17 protein-coding genes are annotated in these 20204 nt (G+C 62.5%); 4 read left to right on the top strand and 13 right to left on the bottom strand.

What is annotated here, in order from left to right:
* Nucleotides 1–103 precede the first annotated feature (103 nt).
* Nucleotides 104–1654, top strand: coding sequence for a sensor histidine kinase (locus ACFO3E_RS08150; protein WP_380803662.1), 1551 nt, complete (start codon nucleotides 104–106; stop codon nucleotides 1652–1654).
* Between the two features lie 3 nt (nucleotides 1655–1657).
* On the opposite strand, the gene tgt is transcribed toward ACFO3E_RS08150, so the two are convergent.
* Together tgt and ACFO3E_RS08140 are read right to left on the bottom strand one after the other, a co-directional pair.
* The gene (tgt, locus tag ACFO3E_RS08145) at nucleotides 1658–2788 is read right to left on the bottom strand and encodes a tRNA guanosine(34) transglycosylase Tgt (RefSeq protein WP_380803659.1); all 1131 of its coding nucleotides are present in this window, start codon (nucleotides 2786–2788) and stop codon (nucleotides 1658–1660) included.
* A 91-nt stretch (nucleotides 2789–2879) separates the two neighbouring features.
* Nucleotides 2880–3059, bottom strand: coding sequence for a hypothetical protein (locus tag ACFO3E_RS08140; protein WP_066524319.1), 180 nt, complete (start codon nucleotides 3057–3059; stop codon nucleotides 2880–2882).
* A gap of 238 nt (nucleotides 3060–3297) precedes the next feature.
* Here ACFO3E_RS08140 and ACFO3E_RS08135 point away from each other — a divergent pair, with 238 nt between their 5' ends.
* Complete coding sequence (locus tag ACFO3E_RS08135; RefSeq protein WP_066524320.1) at nucleotides 3298–4254, top strand: crotonase/enoyl-CoA hydratase family protein; 957 nt, start codon at nucleotides 3298–3300, stop codon at nucleotides 4252–4254.
* A 6-nt stretch (nucleotides 4255–4260) separates the two neighbouring features.
* Here ACFO3E_RS08135 and ACFO3E_RS08130 read toward each other — a convergent pair whose 3' ends face one another.
* The 3 genes from ACFO3E_RS08130 to groES form a co-directional block, all read right to left on the bottom strand.
* Complete coding sequence (locus tag ACFO3E_RS08130; protein ID WP_380803656.1) at nucleotides 4261–6252, bottom strand: putative bifunctional diguanylate cyclase/phosphodiesterase; 1992 nt, start codon at nucleotides 6250–6252, stop codon at nucleotides 4261–4263.
* 243 nt (nucleotides 6253–6495) lie between these two features.
* Complete coding sequence (groL, locus tag ACFO3E_RS08125; RefSeq protein WP_066524326.1) at nucleotides 6496–8142, bottom strand: chaperonin GroEL; 1647 nt, start codon at nucleotides 8140–8142, stop codon at nucleotides 6496–6498.
* A 101-nt stretch (nucleotides 8143–8243) separates the two neighbouring features.
* Nucleotides 8244–8531 carry a co-chaperone GroES gene (groES, locus tag ACFO3E_RS08120; protein WP_025549259.1) on the bottom strand — a complete coding sequence of 96 codons (288 nt, stop codon included), beginning with the start codon at nucleotides 8529–8531 and terminating at the stop codon, nucleotides 8244–8246.
* 95 nt (nucleotides 8532–8626) lie between these two features.
* On the opposite strand from groES, the gene ACFO3E_RS08115 reads away from it, so the two are divergent.
* The gene (locus tag ACFO3E_RS08115; protein ID WP_380803652.1) at nucleotides 8627–8917 is read left to right on the top strand and encodes a hypothetical protein; all 291 of its coding nucleotides are present in this window, start codon (nucleotides 8627–8629) and stop codon (nucleotides 8915–8917) included.
* A complete protein-coding gene (yghU, locus tag ACFO3E_RS08110; protein ID WP_066524328.1) occupies nucleotides 8907–9779 on the top strand; it encodes a glutathione-dependent disulfide-bond oxidoreductase in 873 nt (290 codons plus the stop codon). The genes ACFO3E_RS08115 and yghU overlap by 11 nt, the downstream gene beginning before the upstream one ends.
* A 216-nt stretch (nucleotides 9780–9995) precedes the next feature.
* On the opposite strand, the gene ligA is transcribed toward yghU, so the two are convergent.
* The 8 genes from ligA to rbfA form a co-directional block, all read right to left on the bottom strand.
* Nucleotides 9996–12140 (bottom strand): NAD-dependent DNA ligase LigA, encoded by a 2145-nt coding sequence (gene ligA / locus ACFO3E_RS08105; RefSeq protein ID WP_380803650.1) that lies wholly within the window; start codon nucleotides 12138–12140, stop codon nucleotides 9996–9998.
* A 32-nt stretch (nucleotides 12141–12172) separates the two neighbouring features.
* The gene (recN, locus tag ACFO3E_RS08100) at nucleotides 12173–13834 is read right to left on the bottom strand and encodes a DNA repair protein RecN (RefSeq protein ID WP_380803648.1); all 1662 of its coding nucleotides are present in this window, start codon (nucleotides 13832–13834) and stop codon (nucleotides 12173–12175) included.
* Between the two features lie 112 nt (nucleotides 13835–13946).
* A complete protein-coding gene (locus tag ACFO3E_RS08095) occupies nucleotides 13947–14732 on the bottom strand; it encodes an outer membrane protein assembly factor BamD (protein WP_066524330.1) in 786 nt (261 codons plus the stop codon).
* A gap of 67 nt (nucleotides 14733–14799) precedes the next feature.
* The gene (locus tag ACFO3E_RS08090; RefSeq protein WP_380803645.1) at nucleotides 14800–15816 is read right to left on the bottom strand and encodes a sensor histidine kinase; all 1017 of its coding nucleotides are present in this window, start codon (nucleotides 15814–15816) and stop codon (nucleotides 14800–14802) included.
* A 141-nt stretch (nucleotides 15817–15957) separates the two neighbouring features.
* Nucleotides 15958–18291 (bottom strand): polyribonucleotide nucleotidyltransferase, encoded by a 2334-nt coding sequence (gene pnp, locus ACFO3E_RS08085; RefSeq protein WP_066524334.1) that lies wholly within the window; start codon nucleotides 18289–18291, stop codon nucleotides 15958–15960.
* 177 nt (nucleotides 18292–18468) lie between these two features.
* Nucleotides 18469–18738 carry a 30S ribosomal protein S15 gene (rpsO, locus tag ACFO3E_RS08080; protein ID WP_022681215.1) on the bottom strand — a complete coding sequence of 90 codons (270 nt, stop codon included), beginning with the start codon at nucleotides 18736–18738 and terminating at the stop codon, nucleotides 18469–18471.
* A 15-nt stretch (nucleotides 18739–18753) separates the two neighbouring features.
* A complete protein-coding gene (gene truB, locus ACFO3E_RS08075) occupies nucleotides 18754–19737 on the bottom strand; it encodes a tRNA pseudouridine(55) synthase TruB (RefSeq protein ID WP_380803642.1) in 984 nt (327 codons plus the stop codon).
* 32 nt (nucleotides 19738–19769) lie between these two features.
* A complete protein-coding gene (gene rbfA / locus ACFO3E_RS08070) occupies nucleotides 19770–20168 on the bottom strand; it encodes a 30S ribosome-binding factor RbfA (RefSeq protein WP_066524337.1) in 399 nt (132 codons plus the stop codon).
* Nucleotides 20169–20204 lie beyond the last annotated feature (36 nt).

Genomic DNA, 20204 nt, shown 5'->3' with positions numbered 1-20204 from the left:
GTCCATCGTCGCTGCGACTCAACTGCATTCCCCTTCCCTCTTGGTCTCACGATCTTGATTATCGCATGACCGGGGCGCCCCTGTCCCACCCAGTTGATTGCTCATGCGCAGCCTGAACAGCCTCATTCACTCAACAGGCATCAAGATGTTCCTCATCTTGACGCTCGCCTTGCTGCCGCTCGGCCTGATCGCCCTCATCGCCTCCCTTCAGGCAATCCGGACCGCCGATCTTGAAAAGGAAGCGTTGCTCCGCGTTTCGGTAACGCAGAGCGCGCGCAAGCTGACTACAGATCTGGCATCGGACCGCACGGCATTGATGCTCACTGCCAACGCGCTATCCACGGGCAGCGAAGGTCCCGAGATGTGCGAGCGGCTGGCAATCTTCCTGACGTCGCACGACCGGGAGGGCGGCCGATATTATATCTATGATCGCAGCGGCCGGCGCCTGTGCGGATCGTCCCAGGCGGAGCCCGTCGGCTTGCCCCCGGCTGCACGCTTCCACGCAGCGCCTGCGCAATTGCTGCCGGCGTCGGGTTATCTGCTTAGCCGCGCCGTCAGCAACAATGGCCGCATCGCTGCACTAGCCTATTATTCCCGCTCCTATCTGGAAGCAATCACCAGCCCGACCACCGCGCTGCAAAACCGGCAGTTGAGCTTGCGTCAAGGCGAGCAACTGCTGATCGTCAGCCGTCCACTTAGCAATCTTCAGGGCCATAGCACCAGCTTATCGGCACGGCTCGATCCTCCTGACATTTTGCTCACCATGACGCTGCGTGATCCTCCGGTCACGCTCGCTCGAATGCTCTCCCTCTTCCTGCCCCTGGTCATGTGGTTTGCCGCTGCAGCCATCGGTTGGTTCGTGGTCAACCGATTGCTCATACGGCCGCTCGTGGTGCTGCGCCGGACCGTTGCCGCTTATCATCCCGGCGAGGTGCTGGAGCCGACGCGCCGCATCCGCACGCCCGCGCAAGAAATCGTCGCTCTGGGCGACACCTTCCGCGCGATCAGCGAGGATGTCGCCACGCATGAAGCGGAAATGGCCGAAGGGCTCGAAACCCAGCGCAAGTTGACGCGCGAAGTGCATCATCGCGTCAAAAACAACCTTCAGATCATCGCCAGTCTCATCAGTCTGCACGCCCGCGCTGCGCATGAACCCGAGGCGGTGGAAGCCTATGCCTCGATCCAGCGCCGCGTCGATGCGCTTTCCGTGGTCCATCGCAATCACTATGCCGAACTGGAGGAGCATCGCGGAGTCGGCGTACGATCGCTCATTAGCGAATTGTCGGCCAGCCTGCGCGGCACGGCTCCAGCAGAAGCACGCCGCTTCGGCATCCAGATCGACAGCGATAACCTGCACATCAGTCAGGATGTCGCGGTGCCCATCGCCTTCCTGCTGACGGAACTGGTCGAACTGGCGATGCTGTCCGATCCACGGACGGCAATGCGTATCTCGGTTCAGTTGGAGCCGGGCCGGGATGATCGCGCCGTTCTACATATCAGTTCGCCAGCACTGCGCGAGTCAGACGAAATGAGCGCTCGCATCAAGGAACGCTATGGTCGGGTTCTCACCGGCCTTTCACGCCAATTACGCGCGCCGCTTGAGCATGACGCGGCAGTGGGCGATTATGCGATCGTAATCACCGTCATTCCCTGACGGCTACACCCGCTGATAATCACGGCGGAAATCGGCAGCAAAGGTTGCGAACCGGCCCTCGGCGATACTGTCGCGTATCGCTTGCATCATCGCTTGGTAGAAATGGATGTTATGCTGCGTCATCAGCATTGCCCCCAGCATTTCTCCGGCCTTCACCAGATGATGCAGGTAAGCACGGCTCCATGTCCCGCAAACCGGACAGGTGCAACGAGGATCCAGCGGCGACAAATCCTCGGCAAAGCGAGCGTTCCGGATATTAAGCGGCCCAGCCCAGGTGAATGCTTGGCCATTGCGCCCGCTGCGTGTCGGCAGGACGCAATCGAACATGTCGATGCCCCGCTCTACCGCGCCAACGATGTCATCGGGTTTACCGACCCCCATGAGGTACCGCGGCTTGTCCTGCGGCAGCATGGCGGGCGCATAGTCCAGGCAAGCGAACATCGCCTCTTGCCCCTCGCCCACTGCCAAGCCGCCCACCGCGTAGCCGTCGAAGCCAACTTCGATCAGCTTCTGAGCCGAGACGCGCCGCAGATTTTGGTCGAGTGACCCCTGCTGGATGCCGAACAGTGCCGCCCGCTCTGCATGCTCGCCGCCCGCATCAAAGCCATCCCGGGACCGCTTCGCCCAGCGCATGGACCGCTCCATGCTGTGCGCCGCTTCATCATGGGTGCAGCCGTTCTTCGTACATTCGTCGAACGCCATGACGATGTCGCTGTCCAGCAACCGCTGGATTTCCATCGATCGTTCCGGCGTCAGCATATGCCGCGATCCGTCGATATGGCTGGCGAAAGCGACGCCCTCTTCGCTCATCTTCGTGAGGGCTGACAGACTCATCACCTGATAGCCGCCGCTGTCCGTCAGTATAGGCCGTTCCCACCCCATGAAGCCGTGCAGCCCGCCTAAGCGCGCAACCCGCTCCGCGCCAGGGCGCAGCATCAGATGATAGGTGTTACCCAAGATGATGTCGGCGCCCGTCGCGCGGACCTCTGCGGGGCGCATCGCCTTGACAGTAGCGGCGGTACCGACCGGCATAAAAGCCGGGGTGCGGATCTCGCCGCGGCGCATCTGGATGGCGCCGGTACGGGCTTTGCCGTCGGTGGCGGCGATGGCGAAGGAAAAACGGGGTCGAGTCACGCTGCGCGCTCTAGAGCATCACACGGATGAGTGAGAACCGCTTTTTTCCAAACAGCCCGCCTTGCTGCGAATGGTCGCAAGAATGGGCTGCTCAGCCAGCCTTTCGCACGCCATCGAAGGCAACCACGGCATCGATGTCAAAGCCCTTCACCCGGCGATAATTGCCGATGAAGCACAAGCAGTCCGCCGCTAGGTGCAGGCGCCAGCTTTCCCCCTCTTCATTATGAAGCAGGAGCGTCACAATCTGTGAGTCGGTGCGATGTCTGTCCATGCACCTCCTCATAATTAATGAAAGTTAACAAAGCCCTGCACCGCCTGCTGCTGTTATGGACGCTAACCGTCTTTGTTGCATTAATGCAACGTTAACCACAAGAGTCAGGCATTTACGGCGACTTACGAGCAACAGTGCCATACAAAAAGGGTTAACGCGGCACAGTTCGGCTGCGCGGCAGTTGCATCGGGACGCCAATCTTGTTTTCCTCAGCTTGTATCGAAATGCGGGGGCACAGATGATTGATTCCGGACGGTTTAATCCGGCGCGTGATGAGGTGGAGGACGCTTCGCCAATGCATCTGCCTGTCGAAGACATTCACAGTTTTCCCGTTACGGAAAGCACGCCTCAAGCGCGCGACAGCAGCCATTCGATGTTGTTCGATCTGGGGCAGATCGATGTCAGCTGGGACGAACCGATAGACACTTTGTGGGCCTTCATGACCCCCGCGAATCGGCCCAACTACAATTTGCCCATGCTGCGCGACATTCGGCTGTGGCAGACCGAATCCAAACGCCTTTTCGATGAGGGCGCATTGCCGCTCAAATATATGGTGCTTGGTTCCCGCTTCCCGGGCGTCTTCAACCTGGGCGGCGACCTGGAACTGTTCGCTGGTTGCATCGAGCGCGGCGACTTACCGGGCCTCGTCAAATATGGCCATGCCTGTATCGACGTCGTGCACCGCGCGTGGCGCAATGCTGATATGCCGCTCATTTCGATCGCGCTGGCGCAGGGGGATGCGCTGGGCGGCGGATTTGAAGCACTTCTTTGCTTCGATGTGGTGGTGGCGGAGCGCAGCGCCCGCTTCGGCCTGCCCGAAATGCTCTTCGGCCTCTTTCCGGGCATGGGTGCCTATTCCATCCTCGCTCGTAAGCTTGGCCGCCGCATGGCGGAGCGCATGATCCTGTCTGGCAAGGTCTATACGGCCGAGGAAATGTACGACATGGGCGTCGTCTCCATATTGGCCGAAGATGGCGAAGGTGAGCAGGCGGTACGGGATTATATCAGCGGCAACCGCCCCCATCATGCCGGTCATGTCGGCGTGTTCGAGGCCGGCCGGCGGGTCGATCCACTCGACTACACTGAACTTAAGGACATCGTTGAAAACTGGGCGGCGACGGCGCTCAAGCTTGATCCCAAGGACCTGCGCATGATGCGGCGGCTCGCTTCGGCTCAGACGCGGCTCACAAAATAACCTAGCTCAGGCGCGGCGTCGGTCATGCATGAGCGTGACGACGTTGCTCCTGTCCCGCTTCATCTGGGCCATCATCGCCAGCAAGTCGTCAAGGGGTATCGGTTTGCTCAGCACGAAGCCCTGGACATTGGTGAAGCCCATCTCGCGCGCGTAGCGGAGCTGCTCTTCGGTTTCGATGCCCTCCGCCACCGTCTCCACATCCAGTGAATGGGCCAGATAGGCGACCGACTGCGCAATGGCCCGATCGCGCCCCTTCTCACCCACGCCCCGCATGAAACTCTGATCGACCTTCAGCGTATCAAAGGCATAGTCGCGCAGATAACCGAGCGACGAATAGCCTGTCCCAAAATCATCCAACGCCAGGCGCAAGCCGATGCGCTGCAGTTCCGACAGGATCAGGCTGGTCCGCCCACTATCTTCAAGGAAGATAGACTCGGTCACCTCCAACTCCAGCCGGCGCGCCTTGAGCCCTGATCCCATCAGCGCTGCGATGACAGCACGAGGCAGCCCGTCACTCTTGATGAGCGCGGGGGAAATGTTGACAGCGACTCGGACATTATCTTCCCACCGCATGGCGTCTCGGCACGCCTGCTCCAATGCCCATGCCGTGATAGGCTCGATCAGCGAACTGCTCTCGGCAACGGGTATGAACTCGGCGGGCGATATCCGTCCCAGAACAGGGTGATCCCAGCGCATCAACGCTTCGCAGATCGCTATCTTGCCGGTCACAGTGTCGAAGATCGGCTGATAGTGCAGCAACAGTTCGCCATTGGCCATGGCGCTGCGTAGGCCCATTTCCAGTTCATAGGTGCGGTTTTGCCGTTCCTTCATCGACCAGTTGAACTGGGCATGGCGGTTCCGCCCGGCATGCTTTGCGTGGTAAAGTGCCATATCGGCATGCTGCAGCAATTCTTCGGTGTCACGCCCGTCGTCCGGCGCGACAGCGATGCCCATCGAGGCAGTGACGGTGAGATGGTAGCCGCTGACATCGAAGTCGTGGCTGAACTCGGCCATGACATCGCCCGCAATCTGCTCCGCAATGGTGCGATCCGCGCCCGGACAGATCAGGATGAATTCGTCACCGCCAAAGCGCGCCACATGACCCCGGCCATCCAAAGCATGAGAAAGCCGGGCGGCGACGGTGCAGAGCAATTGGTCGCCGATGATGTGGCCCAGCGAGTCGTTAATCTCCTTGAACCTATCGAGGTCCATCCAGAACACGGCCATCGGGTCCTGATCTGACCGCCGCTTGTCGAACAGTTCGCGCAGACGCATCTGCATAGCCATGCGGTTTTCCACGCCGGTCAGGCTGTCGAACCGCGCCAGCCGCTCAAACTTTGTGGCGAGCTGCGTCTTTTCATGCTTGCCCTGCAGCGCTTCGACAACGATGCGATGGGTCGTCCGGCTGATTTCCGCCATCGCGAAGATCATCAGGAACAGCATCGTCGCCAGCACCCAGTAGCCTAGGCCGCCTGCGATGGTGAGGCCCAGCGTTGTCGGGAGAAGCGCGAAGCAGGTCTGGCCAATGGCGATATGAACCCGGCCAGCATTGCGTCCCGCGATGCCGCCCGAATAGGCGGCGACAAGACATACGCTCAGCATATGCAATGATGCGTCCCCGGTCAACGTCAGCGTCGCAAAGGCGAGCAGGCCTAGCAGCGCGGCATAGCCCCAGGCGCCCAGTTCATAGGCGAGGCCCCAGATCGGCTGAGCCGGGCCGTCCTGATGGGCCAATTGCCGCTGGAAATAGACGGCAGATACCGATCGACTAAGCGCGACGAGGACGATCAGCACCGCAATCGCAGTGATCTCTATACGATGCGCATTATAGGCGACGACGAAGCTGAGCGCTCCGCCCGCCAACGCGCCGATCATCAGCGAAGCAGGCGAGGCATAGAGCGATTTGACGAGACTGTCCTGGACCTCAGCGCTCTGCTGAGTATCGAGCGCAAGGCGCGCGCGCAATATTGCGCTCCAGTGGCGGAAGAGGCGTGACACGTTCTCGCCATCTTTGGCGAAACATGATTTCCAATTGGTAAATTCACCCCAACAAAGATCGCCGGAATGGAGGCTCTTGGATCACCTGGCGAGGTGATTCTGTAAGCGTGATGACGCATCCCCTCACCGAGCCCTCTCTTCCTAAAAGGCAGAGGGATCAGGTCGCGACATCACTTAAACATCGACGAGAAAAGGCCGGTGGATCTCTCCACCGGCCCTTCCTCATTCGCTTGAGCGAAGGACTTAGAAGTCCATGCCGCCCATGCCACCCATGCCGCCGCCGGGCATGCCCATCGGCGCCTTGTCGTCGGCGGGCAGTTCGGCGATGGTCGCCTCGGTGGTGATCAGCAGGCCGGCGACCGAAGCCGCATCCTGCAGGGCAGCGCGAACGACCTTGGTGGGATCGATGACGCCAGCGGCGACAAGGTTCTCATAAGTGTCGGTCGCGGCGTTGAAGCCCTGGGTCTCGTCATTTTCACGCAGCAGGTTGCCGGCGACGACGGCACCGTCCACGCCCGCATTCTGGGCGATCTGGCGCAGCGGCGCTTCAATCGCCTTGCGGATGATGTCGATACCACGGGTCTGGTCGTCGTTGGCGCCCTTGAGGCCTTCGAGAGCCTTGGTCGCGTACAGCAGGGCCGTGCCGCCGCCGGGGACGATGCCTTCTTCAACGGCTGCGCGGGTTGCGTGCAGCGCGTCATCGACGCGGTCCTTGCGCTCCTTCACTTCGACTTCCGAAGCACCGCCGACCTTGATGACGGCGACGCCGCCAGCCAGCTTGGCCAGACGCTCCTGAAGCTTTTCACGATCATAGTCGGACGTCGTCGTCTCGATCTGAGCGCGGATCTGCTCGGTGCGGCCCTTGATCGCATCGCCTTCGCCGGCGCCATCGACGATGGTGGTGTTGTCCTTATCGATCGTGATGCGCTTGGCGGTGCCGAGCATGCCGAGGGTGACGTTTTCGAGCTTGATGCCGAGGTCTTCGGAGATCACTTCGCCCTTGGTCAGGACGGCGATGTCTTCCAGCATGGCCTTGCGGCGGTCGCCGAAGCCAGGCGCCTTGACCGCAGCGACCTTCAGGCCGCCACGCAGCTTATTGACGACCAGGGTCGCCAGCGCTTCGCCCTCGATATCCTCAGCGATGATCAGCAGGGGACGGCCCGACTGAACGACGGCTTCGAGGATCGGCAGGATCGACTGCAGGTTCGACAGCTTCTTTTCGTGGATCAGGATGTAAGGGTCGGCCAGTTCGACTGCCATCTTTTCCGGATTGGTCACGAAGTAAGGCGACAGGTAGCCGCGGTCGAACTGCATGCCTTCAACGACGTCCAGTTCGAATTCGAGGCCCTTGGCTTCCTCGACGGTGATCACGCCTTCCTTGCCGACGCGCTCCATCGCTTCGGCGATCTTTTCGCCCACGACGGTGTCGCCATTGGCCGAAATGATGCCGACCTGAGCGATTTCCTTGGTTCCGGAAACCGGCTTCGAACGGGACTTCAGGTTCTCGACGATCTTGGTCACGGCGAGGTCGATGCCGCGCTTCAGGTCCATCGGGTTCATGCCGGCGGCAACCGACTTCATGCCTTCGCGAACGATCGCCTGGGCGAGAACGGTCGCGGTCGTGGTGCCGTCACCGGCGATGTCGTTGGTCTTCGAAGCAACTTCGCGGACCATCTGGGCGCCCATATTCTCGAACTTGTCCTTCAGTTCGATTTCCTTGGCGACCGAAACACCGTCCTTGGTGATGCGGGGCGCGCCGAAGCTCTTGTCGATGACGACGTTACGGCCCTTCGGGCCCAGGGTCACCTTGACCGCGTCGGCCAGGATGTCGACGCCGCGCAGGATGCGCTCACGAGCGTCACGCGAAAACTTTACGTCCTTCGCTGCCATGATCTTTTACCTCTCTTGAGAATTGCAAATCTTGCGAAGTTCACACCGTTACAGGGCACGAATTCCGCCGAAAATTGGAATGCGGTATCCGGTTCGCAGCTTTACGCGACGACGCCCAGAATGTCCGATTCCTTCATGATCAGCAGGTCTTCACCATCGACCTTCACTTCGGTGCCCGACCACTTGCCGAACAGGATGCGGTCGCCAGCCTTGACGTCCAGCGGGGTCACCTTGCCATCTTCCGACTTGCTGCCGGTGCCGACGGCGACGATTTCGCCTTCCTGCGGCTTTTCCTTGGCGGTGTCGGGGATGATGATGCCGCCTGCAGTCTTCTCTTCCGCCTCTACGCGACGGACGAGAACGCGGTCATGCAACGGACGAAATGCCATGTTGAGTGCCTTTCCCTCTGTTTGGGATGGGTCTGGCGTAGGATCGCCGGGCCGTTGCCCGGAACGAATCCGCATACGCACATTCCTTCTCCCGAATGAACCATGTGCTGTTAGCACTCTCTTTTGAAGAGTGCCAGCGTGGCGGAATATGGAACTACGAATTTATCGGTCAAGGGATCAAATGCAGATTTTTTCAGCTGACCCGGCGTGACAGCCGGGAAGCCGCGCGGGTTCTGCGCCCGGAAGCTGCTCTTGTCACGCGGCCAGCGCCAGCTTGCGGGATTGTTGCGACCATCTCCATCGGCGAGGCGGTTGCGGCTCGTGCTTCCGTTGCTTACTTGCAAAGCCATCTCGCACGATGGGAGCATTCGCCGAATGACCGATAGCTACACCCCGCCCCGCGTTTGGACATGGGACAAGGATAATGGCGGCGCCTTCGCCAACATCAACCGGCCGATCGCCGGGCCTACCCATGACAAGGAATTGCCCGTCGGCAAGCATCCCCTGCAGCTTTATTCGCTAGGCACGCCCAACGGGCAGAAGGTGACGATCCTGCTCGAAGAATTGCTGGCCGCGGGACATCAGGGCGCAGAATATGACGCCTGGCTGATCAACATCGGATCGGGCGACCAGTTCGGCAGCGGCTTCGTATCGGTCAATCCGAACAGCAAGATCCCGGCGCTGATGGATCACAGCGTCTCGCCGCCGCAGCGCGTGTTCGAATCGGGCGCGATCCTCCTCTACCTTGCCGAGAAATTCGGCGCTTTCCTGCCAAAGGACCCGGCGAAGCGCGCCGCTACGCTGTCCTGGCTGTTCTGGCAGATGGGCAGCGCGCCGCTTCTGGGTGGGGGCTTTGGCCATTTCTTCGCCTATGCGCCAGAAAAGATTGAATATGCGATCAACCGCTACGCGATGGAGGTGAAGCGGCAGTTCGACGTGCTCGACCGCCAGTTGGCCGAGAATGAATTTGTGGCGGGCGATGAATATACGATCGCCGATATCGCGATCTGGCCCTGGTATGGCGGGCTGGCGTTGGATCGCACCTATACCGGCGCGGGAGAATTTCTGGACGTTGGGAGCTATGTGAATGTCCAGCGCTGGGCGAAGCAGATCGACGCCCGCCCGGCCGTGAAGCGCGGCCGCATCGTTAACCGCGCCAACGGACCACTGGAAGAGCAACTGCACGAGCGGCATGACGCTAGCGATTTCGAGACGGGGACGCAGGATAAGTTGGAAGGCGCGACTTGATGCTGGGGTAATCTTCCTCGCGTCATCCCGGACCTGTCGGCAAGCTCAGGACGGGCTTGGTTGCGCCCGCTTTTCGTCCGTCACTAGCCACTTCAGGGAGCGGGACCCCGGGTCAAGCCCGGGGTGACGGGGGTGATATCGCCACTTGGCAGAGCGGCGTGCGTCCATATGTCGTCACCCCAGCGAAAGCTGGAATGACGGATAGGTTGAGGCCACCTACCCCGCTGCTTTCACAATCTCCGCCCAAGCCGCTTCGTCGATCACCTCGATCCCCAAAGCCGCAGCCTGCTTCAGCTTCGATCCCGCGCCCGGACCGGCCACCACCAGGTCGGTCTTGGCGCTGACCGATCCAGCCGCTTTCGCTCCCAGCCGTTCCGCCTGCGCCTTGGCCTCGTCGCGGCTCATGGTTTCCAGCTTGCCGGTGAACACCACGGTCTTGCCGGTGACCGCGCTCACGGTAGTTTCGACCACATAATCGGGCGGCGACACTTCGGACAGCAGGTCGTCCCATGCTTCCCGGTTATGCGGTTCATGGAAGAAGTCGGCCAAGGCATGGCCTACCGCAGACCCCACATTTTCAACGCCGATCATCTCGGCAATCGCCTTGTCGAGCCGATTGCGAAAGCGCGCCTCTTCTTCACCGGAGAGACGGGGCGTCGCGTCACGCAGGGCGATGATCTCCTCCGCCAGGACGCGGACGCCCGCGAGGCTGGTGTAGCGCTTCAACAAGTCCCGCGCGGTCACCGCGCCGATATGGCGGATGCCGAGACCGAACAGCAGCCGCGCGGCGTCAGGCTGCCGCTTTGCTTCGATCGCGGCAAGCAGATTATCGACCGACTTTTCCTTCCACCCCTCGCGCCCCAGCAGCGCAGCGCGATGGGCCTTCAGCCGGAAAATGTCGGCAGGCTCGGTGATCCAGCCAAGGTCGAGAAATTCCCGAATCGTCTTCTCGCCCAGCCCTTCAATATCCAGCGCACCACGGCTGACGAAGTGACGCAGCCGTTCGAACCGTTGCGCGCCGCAGATGAGGCCGCCGGTGCAGCGGATATCGACTTCCCCCTCTTCACGCACGGCCTCCGATCCGCAGAACGGGCAGTGATGGGGAAAGTCGAAGGCGGCCCGCGCCTCATCCCGCGTCAGATTGTCCACCACTTGCGGGATGACGTCTCCGGCGCGCTGCACCACAATGCGGTCGCCAGGCCGCACGCCGAGCCGCGCTATCTCGTCGGCATTATGGAGCGTGACGTTGGATACGACCACGCCCCCAACGGTGACGGGGGTCAGGCGGCCGACCGGGGTCAGCTTGCCCGTGCGCCCGACCTGGATATCGATCGCTTCCAGCGTCGTCTGCGCCCGTTCTGCCGGAAATTTATGCGCGATCGCCCAGCGGGGCGCTTTGGCGACAAAGCCCAGCCGCTGCTGCCAATCGAGCCGGTCGACCTTATAGACGACGCCGTCAATGTCGAAGGGCAGGTCGGCGCGCGCCGCCTCTATGCCGCGATAATGGGCGATCAGGGCGGGCAGCGTATCGACGCAGGTCAGCCGGTCCGACACGGGCAAACCCCATGCGGCGATCGCCTGCATGACGCCAAGCTGCGTTTCCGCAGGCAGCGCGCTGACATCGCCCCAGCCATGGGCCAGAAAGCGCAGCGGCCGACTGGCGGTTACGGAGGGGTCCTTCTGCCGCAGCGATCCCGCCGCCGCATTGCGGGGGTTGGCGAACTGGCGCGCCTTTTCCGGGTCATCAGCCTCGGCGAGAAGCCGCGCGTTCAACGCCACGAAGTCGGCCTTAGCCATATAGACTTCGCCCCGCACTTCGAACAGGTCGGGGATATTGAAGCCGGTGAGACGATCGGGAATGTCGCCGATCGTGCGGACATTGGCGGTTACATCCTCGCCAGTGGTCCCATCCCCGCGCGTCGCGGCCAGTCGCAGCTCGCCCTTTTCGTAACGGAGCGAGCAGGAGAGGCCGTCGATCTTCGGCTCTGCGGTGAGTGCGACCGGCGCATCGTCCGGCAGCGCGAGGAAACGTCGAACGCGGGCGACGAATTCGGCGATGTCGTCGTCCGAAAAGCCATTATCTAGGCTCATCATGCGCACGGCATGCTGGACCTTCTTCAGCCCCGACGTGGGGGCTGCGCCGACCTGGGCGTTGGGCGAATCCGCTCGCACCAGATGCGGGAAAGCGGCCTCCAGCGCGCTATTCTCGCGGATCAGCGCGTCATAGGCCGCGTCCGTGATTTCCGGCTGATCCTGGTCATGATAAAGCCGGTTGTGCCGGGCGATCTCCCTGGCGAGGCGCATCAAGCGGTTAGCTGCTTCGGCTTCGGTCATTTGGGCGGGGTTGGTCGAATCATCCATATCCTGCTCCATCCCCGAACGGATGTTGGCCGTCAAACCCCCAGCAAGCGCTCCGCCTGCGCCCGCGCTTCCACCGTGATCTCCGCGCCCGACAGCATGCGTGCAATCTCTTCCCGCCGCTCGCCATCATTGAGCGCATGCACGCCGGTGCGTGTCACCGTGCCGTCGCTCGCCTTGGCGATCAGCATATGCCCCGCCCCGCGCGCCGCGACTTGCGGGCTGTGGGTGACCACCAATATCTGATTGCTCTGCGCCAGCCGCGCGAGCCGGTCGCCGATCGCGGAGGCCACCGCGCCGCCCACGCCCCGGTCGATCTCGTCAAAGATCAGCGTGTCGGCCCCGCCCCGCTCCGCCAGCGCGACCTTCAAGGCCAGGATGAAGCGCGACAATTCGCCGCCCGAGGCGATCTTCACCAGCGACGCGAAGGGTGCCCCGGGGTTGGTGGAAATCTCGAACTCCACCCGGTCCATCCCCTGCGCGCTCCACTGTCCTTCGTCGAGCGGGGCGACCACGGTGCGGAAGCGCGCGGCGTCGAGCTTCAGCGGCGCCAGTTCGGCCGCGACGGCCGCGTCCAACCGGGCGGCGGCTTCCTTGCGCTGATCGGACAGCGATTGCGCCGCCTCTCGATAGGCGAGCGCGTTGGCCGCGACCTCCGCCTCCAGCGCGGCGAGATGCTCCTCACCTCCCTCGATTGCCGCCAGCTTGCCTGCCATGTCGTCCCGCAAAGCCGCTAGTTCGTCTGCCGCGACATGATGCTTTCGCGCCAGTCCGCGCAGATCGAACAGCCGGGTTTCGATACTATCCAGCCGCGCCGGATCGAAGCTCAGCGCCTCGGCCGCGCTGGTCAGCCGGTCTTCGGCTTCGCCAGCTTCGATCACCGCCCGGTCCAGGGCCGCCAGCACCTCCGCAAGCGGTTCATATTCGCCCACGATGCGATCGAGCCGCCGCGCAGCCTGCCGCAATTGCGCGAGGCCGCCGTCCGATCCGGTCAGGCATTCGGTCACGGCGGACAGATCGCCGGCTAGCCGGGCGCCCTTCTGCATCGTGGCCCGCTCCTCGGCCAGCGCGGCCTCTTCGCCCGGCTCCGGCGCAAAGCGGGACAGTTCGTCGACGGCATGGGTGAGATATTCGCGGTCGCGCGCCGCCACCTCCACCGCCGCACGGCTCTCCGCCAACCGCTCCGCCGCCGCGCGCCACGCCATATAGGCCCGGCTCACCGCCCCATTGTCGCAGCGGCCATAGGCGTCGAGCAAGGTGCGGTGGCCGCGCGGGTTCAACAATCCGCGATCGTCATGCTGACCATGGATTTCGACCAGCGTGCCGCCAACATCGCGCAGCAGCGCCGCCGAGCAGGCCTGATCGTTGATGAAGGCGCGGCTGCCGCCATCGGCCTTCAGCGTGCGTCGGATGATCAGCGGCTCGCCCGGTTCAAGGTCGATGCCATTATCGCCGAGCAATTGGGCGGCGCGATGATCGGCGCGCGGAATGTCGAAGGTCGCGGTGACGCTGGCCTGCGCTTCTCCGCTGCGCACGAGACCGCTGTCTGCCCGCGCACCCAACGCGAGGCCCAGCGAATCGAGCAGGATTGACTTGCCCGCCCCTGTCTCCCCGGTCAGCACGCCCAGGCCCGCGCCGAACTCCAGGTCCAGCGCTTCGATCAAGACGACATTGCGGATGGAGAGGTTGGTCAGCAAGCAGTCGGGCTCCCAAGAACGTCACCCCAGCGGAAGCTGGGGTCTCAGGCCGCTGGATCGAACCTGGCGGCACGAGATCCCAGCTTGCGCTGGGATGACGGAAAATCCGCCCTTACGCCTTCGCGCCATGTTCCCGCATGAGCTTGTAGGAGCGCTCATACCATTCGGAACCCGGATAGTTCCTGCCCAGCACCGCCGCCGCCTTTTGCGCTTCCTCGGGGATGCCGAGCGAGAGATAGCTTTCCACCAGACGTTCCAGCGCCTCGGGGGTGTGGGTCGTCGTCTGATATTTATCGACCACGGTGCGGAAGCGAAGGGTCGCGGCCAGCCACTGCCCGCGCCGCTGATAGAAGCGGCCGACTTCCATTTCCTTGCCCGCAAGGTGATCGTTGACCAGGTCCAGCTTCAGCCGCGCATCGGCGGCGTAGCGCGTGTCGGGATAGCGGCGGATCAGTTCGCCCAGCGCATCGAGCGACTGCTGCGTGATCTTCTGGTCGCGGGTGACGTCCGCGATCTGTTCATAATAGCAGAGCGCGATCAGATAATAGGCGTAGGGCGCATCCTTGTTGCCGGTATGGATCGCCAGGAAGCGCTGCGAGGCCGCGATCGATTCACTATAATCGCGGTTCATATAATAGCTAAACGCCGACATCAGCTGCGCCCGGCGCGCCCAGGGCGAATAGGGATGCTGGCGCTCGACCTCGTCGAACAGGGCCGCCGCCAGCTTATATTGGCCGCGGTCGAGCCGGTATTTGCCCGCATTGTAGAGCGTGGACACGTCGCGCGCGACATATTGGGTGTCGGTCTTGTTCTTCGACGTGGCGCAGCCGGCGAGCAGGGCGGCAAGCAGAACCGGGGCGGTAGCCGCGCCAATGCGCGTCATGGTTTTCGTCAGCATGGCCGGGTCATAGCGGAGCGAATGGCACTCGCCAAGCGGCAGAATGGCGAGCAGGCGCTTCAGCCCGTCATCGCGCCTGAGCAGGGAGGTCCAGCCGGACGACCGCGCCGCCCTCCGGCCGGGGGTGCAACGCGAATTGGCCCCTAAGCTGTCCCGCCAGCGCGCTTGCGATCCGAAGGCCGAGGGAGCTGCCTTTGTCGATTTCGAAGCCGGGCGCGATGCCCTGACCGTTGTCGGCGATCTTCAACGTCAATGTGCCGCTTGAATCCTCCAGCGTCACGTCGATCGACCCGCCGCGATGCGGTAGGCCATGCTCTATCGCGTTGCTCACCGCCTCGGCGACGATCAAGGCGAGCGGCACGGCGACATGGGATTCCAGCGTCAGGTCTGGAGGCGCGGAGACTGTGACGTTGATGTCCCCCCTTCCGCTCGCTTCGACCACATCCTCGGTCAGCCGGGTCAGGAAGGCATGCAGATCCTGCCCCCCTTCCGAAGGATCATATAGCGCGCGGCTGATCCGGCCGATCAGCGACAGGCGGCTGGCCGCATCATCCAGAGCGCGGGCGGCCAGTTCATGATCCACATGACGCCGTTGCAACGACAGCATCGCGGCGACCACCTGAAGATTGTTGGACACGCGATGCTGCAATTCGTGGAACAGCAGTTCGCGATTCTCCGCGAGCGCCCTGCTGCGCTCACGCTCCACAGCCAGATTGAAGTTGGCGCGCTGCATCAAGTGGATGAGGGCGATGTCTATACCCACGACCGCAGCGTAAAAGATGAGAGCCAGGACAACGCCCCCGTCAAACCCGACGGCTGGAGACGCGGGTATGAAGAAAAACCAGGACAGCAGTCCGCACAATATCGCAGCGAAAATTCCTGGGCGCATGCCGAACAGGAAGGTCGAAAGGATGACGGCCGGAAAGAAGGACACGAAGGGATAGCCGATTGGCAGGAGCCTCTGCGCGCTTAGCCGCAGCCCAAGTGCGATGCCGCAAAAAAGGGCCGACAGAAGATAAGCGTAGATGGGCCTTGGTAGCAAAAGCGGCAGGCGCTCGACGAACCGTTCGTTGGTGCGCTGCATAAGTCCCCCTGCACTCCAAGAGCGACAGTATCAGAAGATTGCGCGTCTCCAATTGATGGAGATCAAAAAAAATTCCGCACCCATGAAAAAGGGGCGCCCGATGCCGGACGCCCCCTCCACTAGCGCGTTGATGCGGAACTATTAGTCCTGCGTCAGGAAGTCCGGCAGACCGGCATTGGAGCCGTCATCGTCGCCGCCATTGCCCTTGTCGCTGCGCGGACCACGGTCACGGCGCGGGCCACGATCGCCGCCGCGATCACCACCACGACCGCCACGGTCGCCGCCATCACGACGCGGGCCACGGCCACGGTCGCCACGGTCGCCGCGATCACCACGGGGTTCGCGCGGTTCGCGGGCGGGACGGGTGTCCTCCAGCTCTTCGCCGGTTTCCTGATCGACGACGCGCATCGACAGGCGAACCTTGCCGCGCGGGTCGATCTCGAGGACCTTGACCTTCACTTCCTGGCCTTCCGACACGACGTCGGTGGGCTTTTCGACGCGCTCATTCTTCATTTCGGACACGTGGACGAGACCGTCCTTGCCACCCATGAAGTTCACGAACGCACCGAAGTCGACGATGTTGACGACCTTGCCATTGTAGATCTTGCCGACTTCCGCCTCCTCGACGATGCCGAGAATCCACTTCTTGGCGGCCTCGATCTGGTCGATGTCGGACGAGCTGATCTTGATGATGCCCTCGTCGTCGATGTCGACCTTGGCGCCGGTTTCCGCAACGATCTCGCGGATAACCTTGCCGCCGGTGCCGATGACGTCGCGGATCTTCGACTTGTCGATCTGGATCGTCTCGATGCGCGGGGCGTGGGCCGACAGTTCGCTGCGGGTCGAGGACAGCGCCTTGTTCATCTCACCCAGGATGTGGGCGCGGCCTTCCTTAGCCTGACGCAGCGCGACTTCGAAGATTTCCTGCGTGATGCCGGCGACCTTGATGTCCATCTGCATGGTAGTGATGCCCGCTTCCGTGCCCGCCACCTTGAAGTCCATGTCGCCGAGATGATCTTCGTCACCCAGGATGTCGCTCAGGACCGCAAAGTCCTTGCCGTCCAGGATCAAGCCCATGGCGATGCCCGACACCGGACGCTTCAGCGGAACGCCCGCGTCCATCATCGAGAGCGAACCGCCGCAGACCGTCGCCATCGACGACGAGCCGTTGGACTCGGTGATGTCCGACAGGACGCGGATCGTGTAGGGAAACTCGTCCTTGGTCGGCAGCACGGGATGCAGCGCACGCCATGCGAGCTTGCCATGGCCGACTTCACGACGGCCCGGCGCGCCGAAGCGGCCGACTTCACCGACCGAATAGGGCGGGAAGTTATAGTGCAGCATGAAGTTTTCATAATAGACGCCGTTCAGGCCGTCGATCATCTGCTCGGCGTCCTTGGTGCCCAGCGTGGTGGTGCAGATCGCCTGCGTTTCACCGCGGGTGAACAGCGCCGAACCATGGGTGCGCGGCAGGAAGCCGACCATCGCCTCGATCGGACGGATCTGCGTGGTGGTGCGACCGTCGATGCGCTTGCCATCCTTGATGATGGCGGTGCGGACGATTTCCGATTCCAGCTTCTTGGTGACCTTGATGCCGGCCATCACGGACTGCGCGTCCAGACCTTCCTCGGCGAACCACGCCTTCGCTTTGTCGCGCGCGGCGTTGATCGCGTTCGAACGGGCCGACTTGTCGGTCAGCTTGTAAGCGGCGGCAATGTCCTTGCCGATCAGCTTCTTCAGCTTCTTCTTCAGATCCTCGACGTCATCGCCCTTGGCGACTTCCCACGGATCCTTTGCAGCCTTCTCGGCCAGCTGGATGATCGCATCGACGACCTTCTTGCTGGCTTCATGGGCAAACAGGACGGCGCCCAGCATGACGTCTTCCGACAGCTCCTTGGCTTCGGATTCCACCATCATCACGGCGTTGCCGGTAGCGGCCACGACCAGGTCGAGTTCGCCTTCCTTCACCTCGTCCGCCGACGGGTTCAGCTGATATTCGCCATCCTTGTAACCGACGCGGGCAGCGCCGATCGGACCCATGAAGGGCACGCCCGACAGGGTCAGCGCGGCCGAAGCGGCGATCATCGCAACGATGTCAGGCTCGCTCTCGCCGTCAAAGCTCAGAACCTGAGCAATGACGTTGATTTCGTTGTAGAAACCTTCGGGGAACAGCGGGCGGATCGGACGGTCGATCAGGCGGCTGGTCAGCGTTTCCTTTTCGGTCGCGCCACGCTCACGCTTGAAGAAGCCGCCCGGAATGCGTCCGGCGGCCGAATATTTTTCCTGATAATGGACGGTGAGCGGGAAGAAATCCTGGCCTTCCTTCACCGACTTGGCGGCGGTCACGGCGCACAGCACCACGGTCTCGCCATAGGTCGCCAGCACGGCGGCGTCGGCCTGACGCGCAATACGGCCGGTTTCGAGCGTGAGGGTCTTGCCGCCCAGCTCGATTGACACTTTCTTTACATCGAACATGCTTTTTTTCCTTCGCCCGCGCGGCCCTATTGCCGGGCGGGGCCTGTGTGCGAACTAAACCGGCCCGCAGCGGTTTCGGAGCATCATCTGGCCCCTGGGACGGAACGCCTTGCCGAATTGCAAGAGTCCCGGAATCGGAAACGGCCCCGCTGGGGGGCCGTCCCTTCTTTAGCAGACTTACTTGCGCAGGCCCAGCTTGGCGATGAGGTCGGTATAACGCGCCCCATCCTTCTTCTTCAGATAGTCCAGCAGCGAACGGCGCTTGTTGACCAGCATGAGCAGGCCGCGACGGCTGTGGTTATCCTTGTGGTGACCCTTGAAATGCTCGGTCAGGTTCGAAATGCGCTCCGAGAGGATCGCAACCTGAACTTCCGGCGAACCGGTGTCGCCTTCGGCGCGGGCATGTTCCTTGATCAGCGCTTCCTTGCGCTCAGCAGTAATCGACATCGGCTTCCTTTCATTTTAGAGATTAAAGCCGCGCACCACCCGGATCTCCGGGCCACTGGCTTCGACCAGCGCGACGGGCGTTTGCCCCTCCATCGCCAGCATCAGGCCGGTATGCGGTTTCCCCACAAGCACCTTCCCCTGTCGGAGAGCCAATGCGTCGTCGGGAGAGACTGCGAGAGCCGGGATGTCGTCCAGCCCCGCCGTCAACGGCAGCATAAGCTGCGCGATGCCGCCGCCCCTAGCAGCTTCGTCCAATTTGTCCAGCGAAATCGCGGTTTCCAGGGCGAACGGCCCCGCCTTCACCCGGCGGAGCATGGTGACATGGCCGACCGTGCCGAGCGCCAGCGCGAAGTCGCGCGCGAGGGAGCGGATATAGGTGCCCTTGGAGACATGGGCGGTGAGGGTGACAGCCGCCAACCTATCGTCACCCTGAATTTGTTTAGTTTCGCTGGCCTGTCGGCTCAGGGTCCATTCCTCCTCACACGCATCCGCTCCCGAAGGCGCGATGGATGCTGAAACAAGTTCAGCATGACGGACCGTGAGGGAGTGGATCGTCACCGACCGCAGCTTCATCTCGACCTCCTGCCCCTGACGGGCAAGGTCATAGGCACGCGAGCCGCCGATCAGGATCGCGGAAAAGGCAGGAGGCGCCTGCTCGATCGCCCCGGTGAAGCGCGGCAATACCGCCTCGACCTCCGCCAGCGTCGGCCGGTGGTCGCTCGTCGCGATCACCTTTCCTTCCAGGTCCAGCGTGTCCGTCTGCGCGCCGAACGCAATCGTGAAGTCGTAAATCTTGTCGCTGTTGAGCATCCGCCCCGCGAGCTTCGTCGCCTCGCCCACCGCCACCGGCAACACGCCGGTCGCCAGCGGATCGAGGGTTCCGCCATGACCGACTTTCACCTTGCCCGCGCCACTCTGCCGCAGCGCGCGTTTGACGGCGCTCACCGCCTGGGTGGAGCCAAGGCCATGGGGTTTGTCGAGGATGATCCAGCCGTGCATGGCCGGGCCCCTACCGGGGGACGGCGCTGCTGTCAGCCCTCTTCGTCCGGTTCCGCCAGGTCGCGCGCCACTTTGGGATCGCGCAGCAGTCGGTCGATATGACTGCCTTCGTCGAAACTCTCGTCCGCCAGGAATTTGAGCTTGGCCGCATATTTGAGGCGGATGCGATGCGCGACCTCGCGCTGGAGATAGGCAGTATTGGTCCGCAGCGCCTTCAGCACAGCTTCCTCATCCTGCCCCAGCAGCGACTTCACGAACACGGTGGCGTGGCGCAGGTCGGGCGACATGCGCACTTCAGTGACGCTGACCACATGCTTCGCCAGCACATCATCATGCACGTCGCCGCGCTGAAGGATGTCGGACAGGACATGGCGCACTTGCTCCCCAACGCGGAGGAGGCGGACAGAGGGACCTTCGGGTTGATTGGACATGATCAATCCTCGTCATCCCAGCGAAAGCTGGGATCT

This window comes from Sphingobium tyrosinilyticum (assembly GCF_042654265.1).
Lineage (GTDB): Bacteria > Pseudomonadota > Alphaproteobacteria > Sphingomonadales > Sphingomonadaceae > Sphingobium > Sphingobium tyrosinilyticum.
The sequence above is the reverse complement of the archived record's forward strand: the minus strand, read 5'-3'. Positions and strand labels throughout refer to the sequence as shown.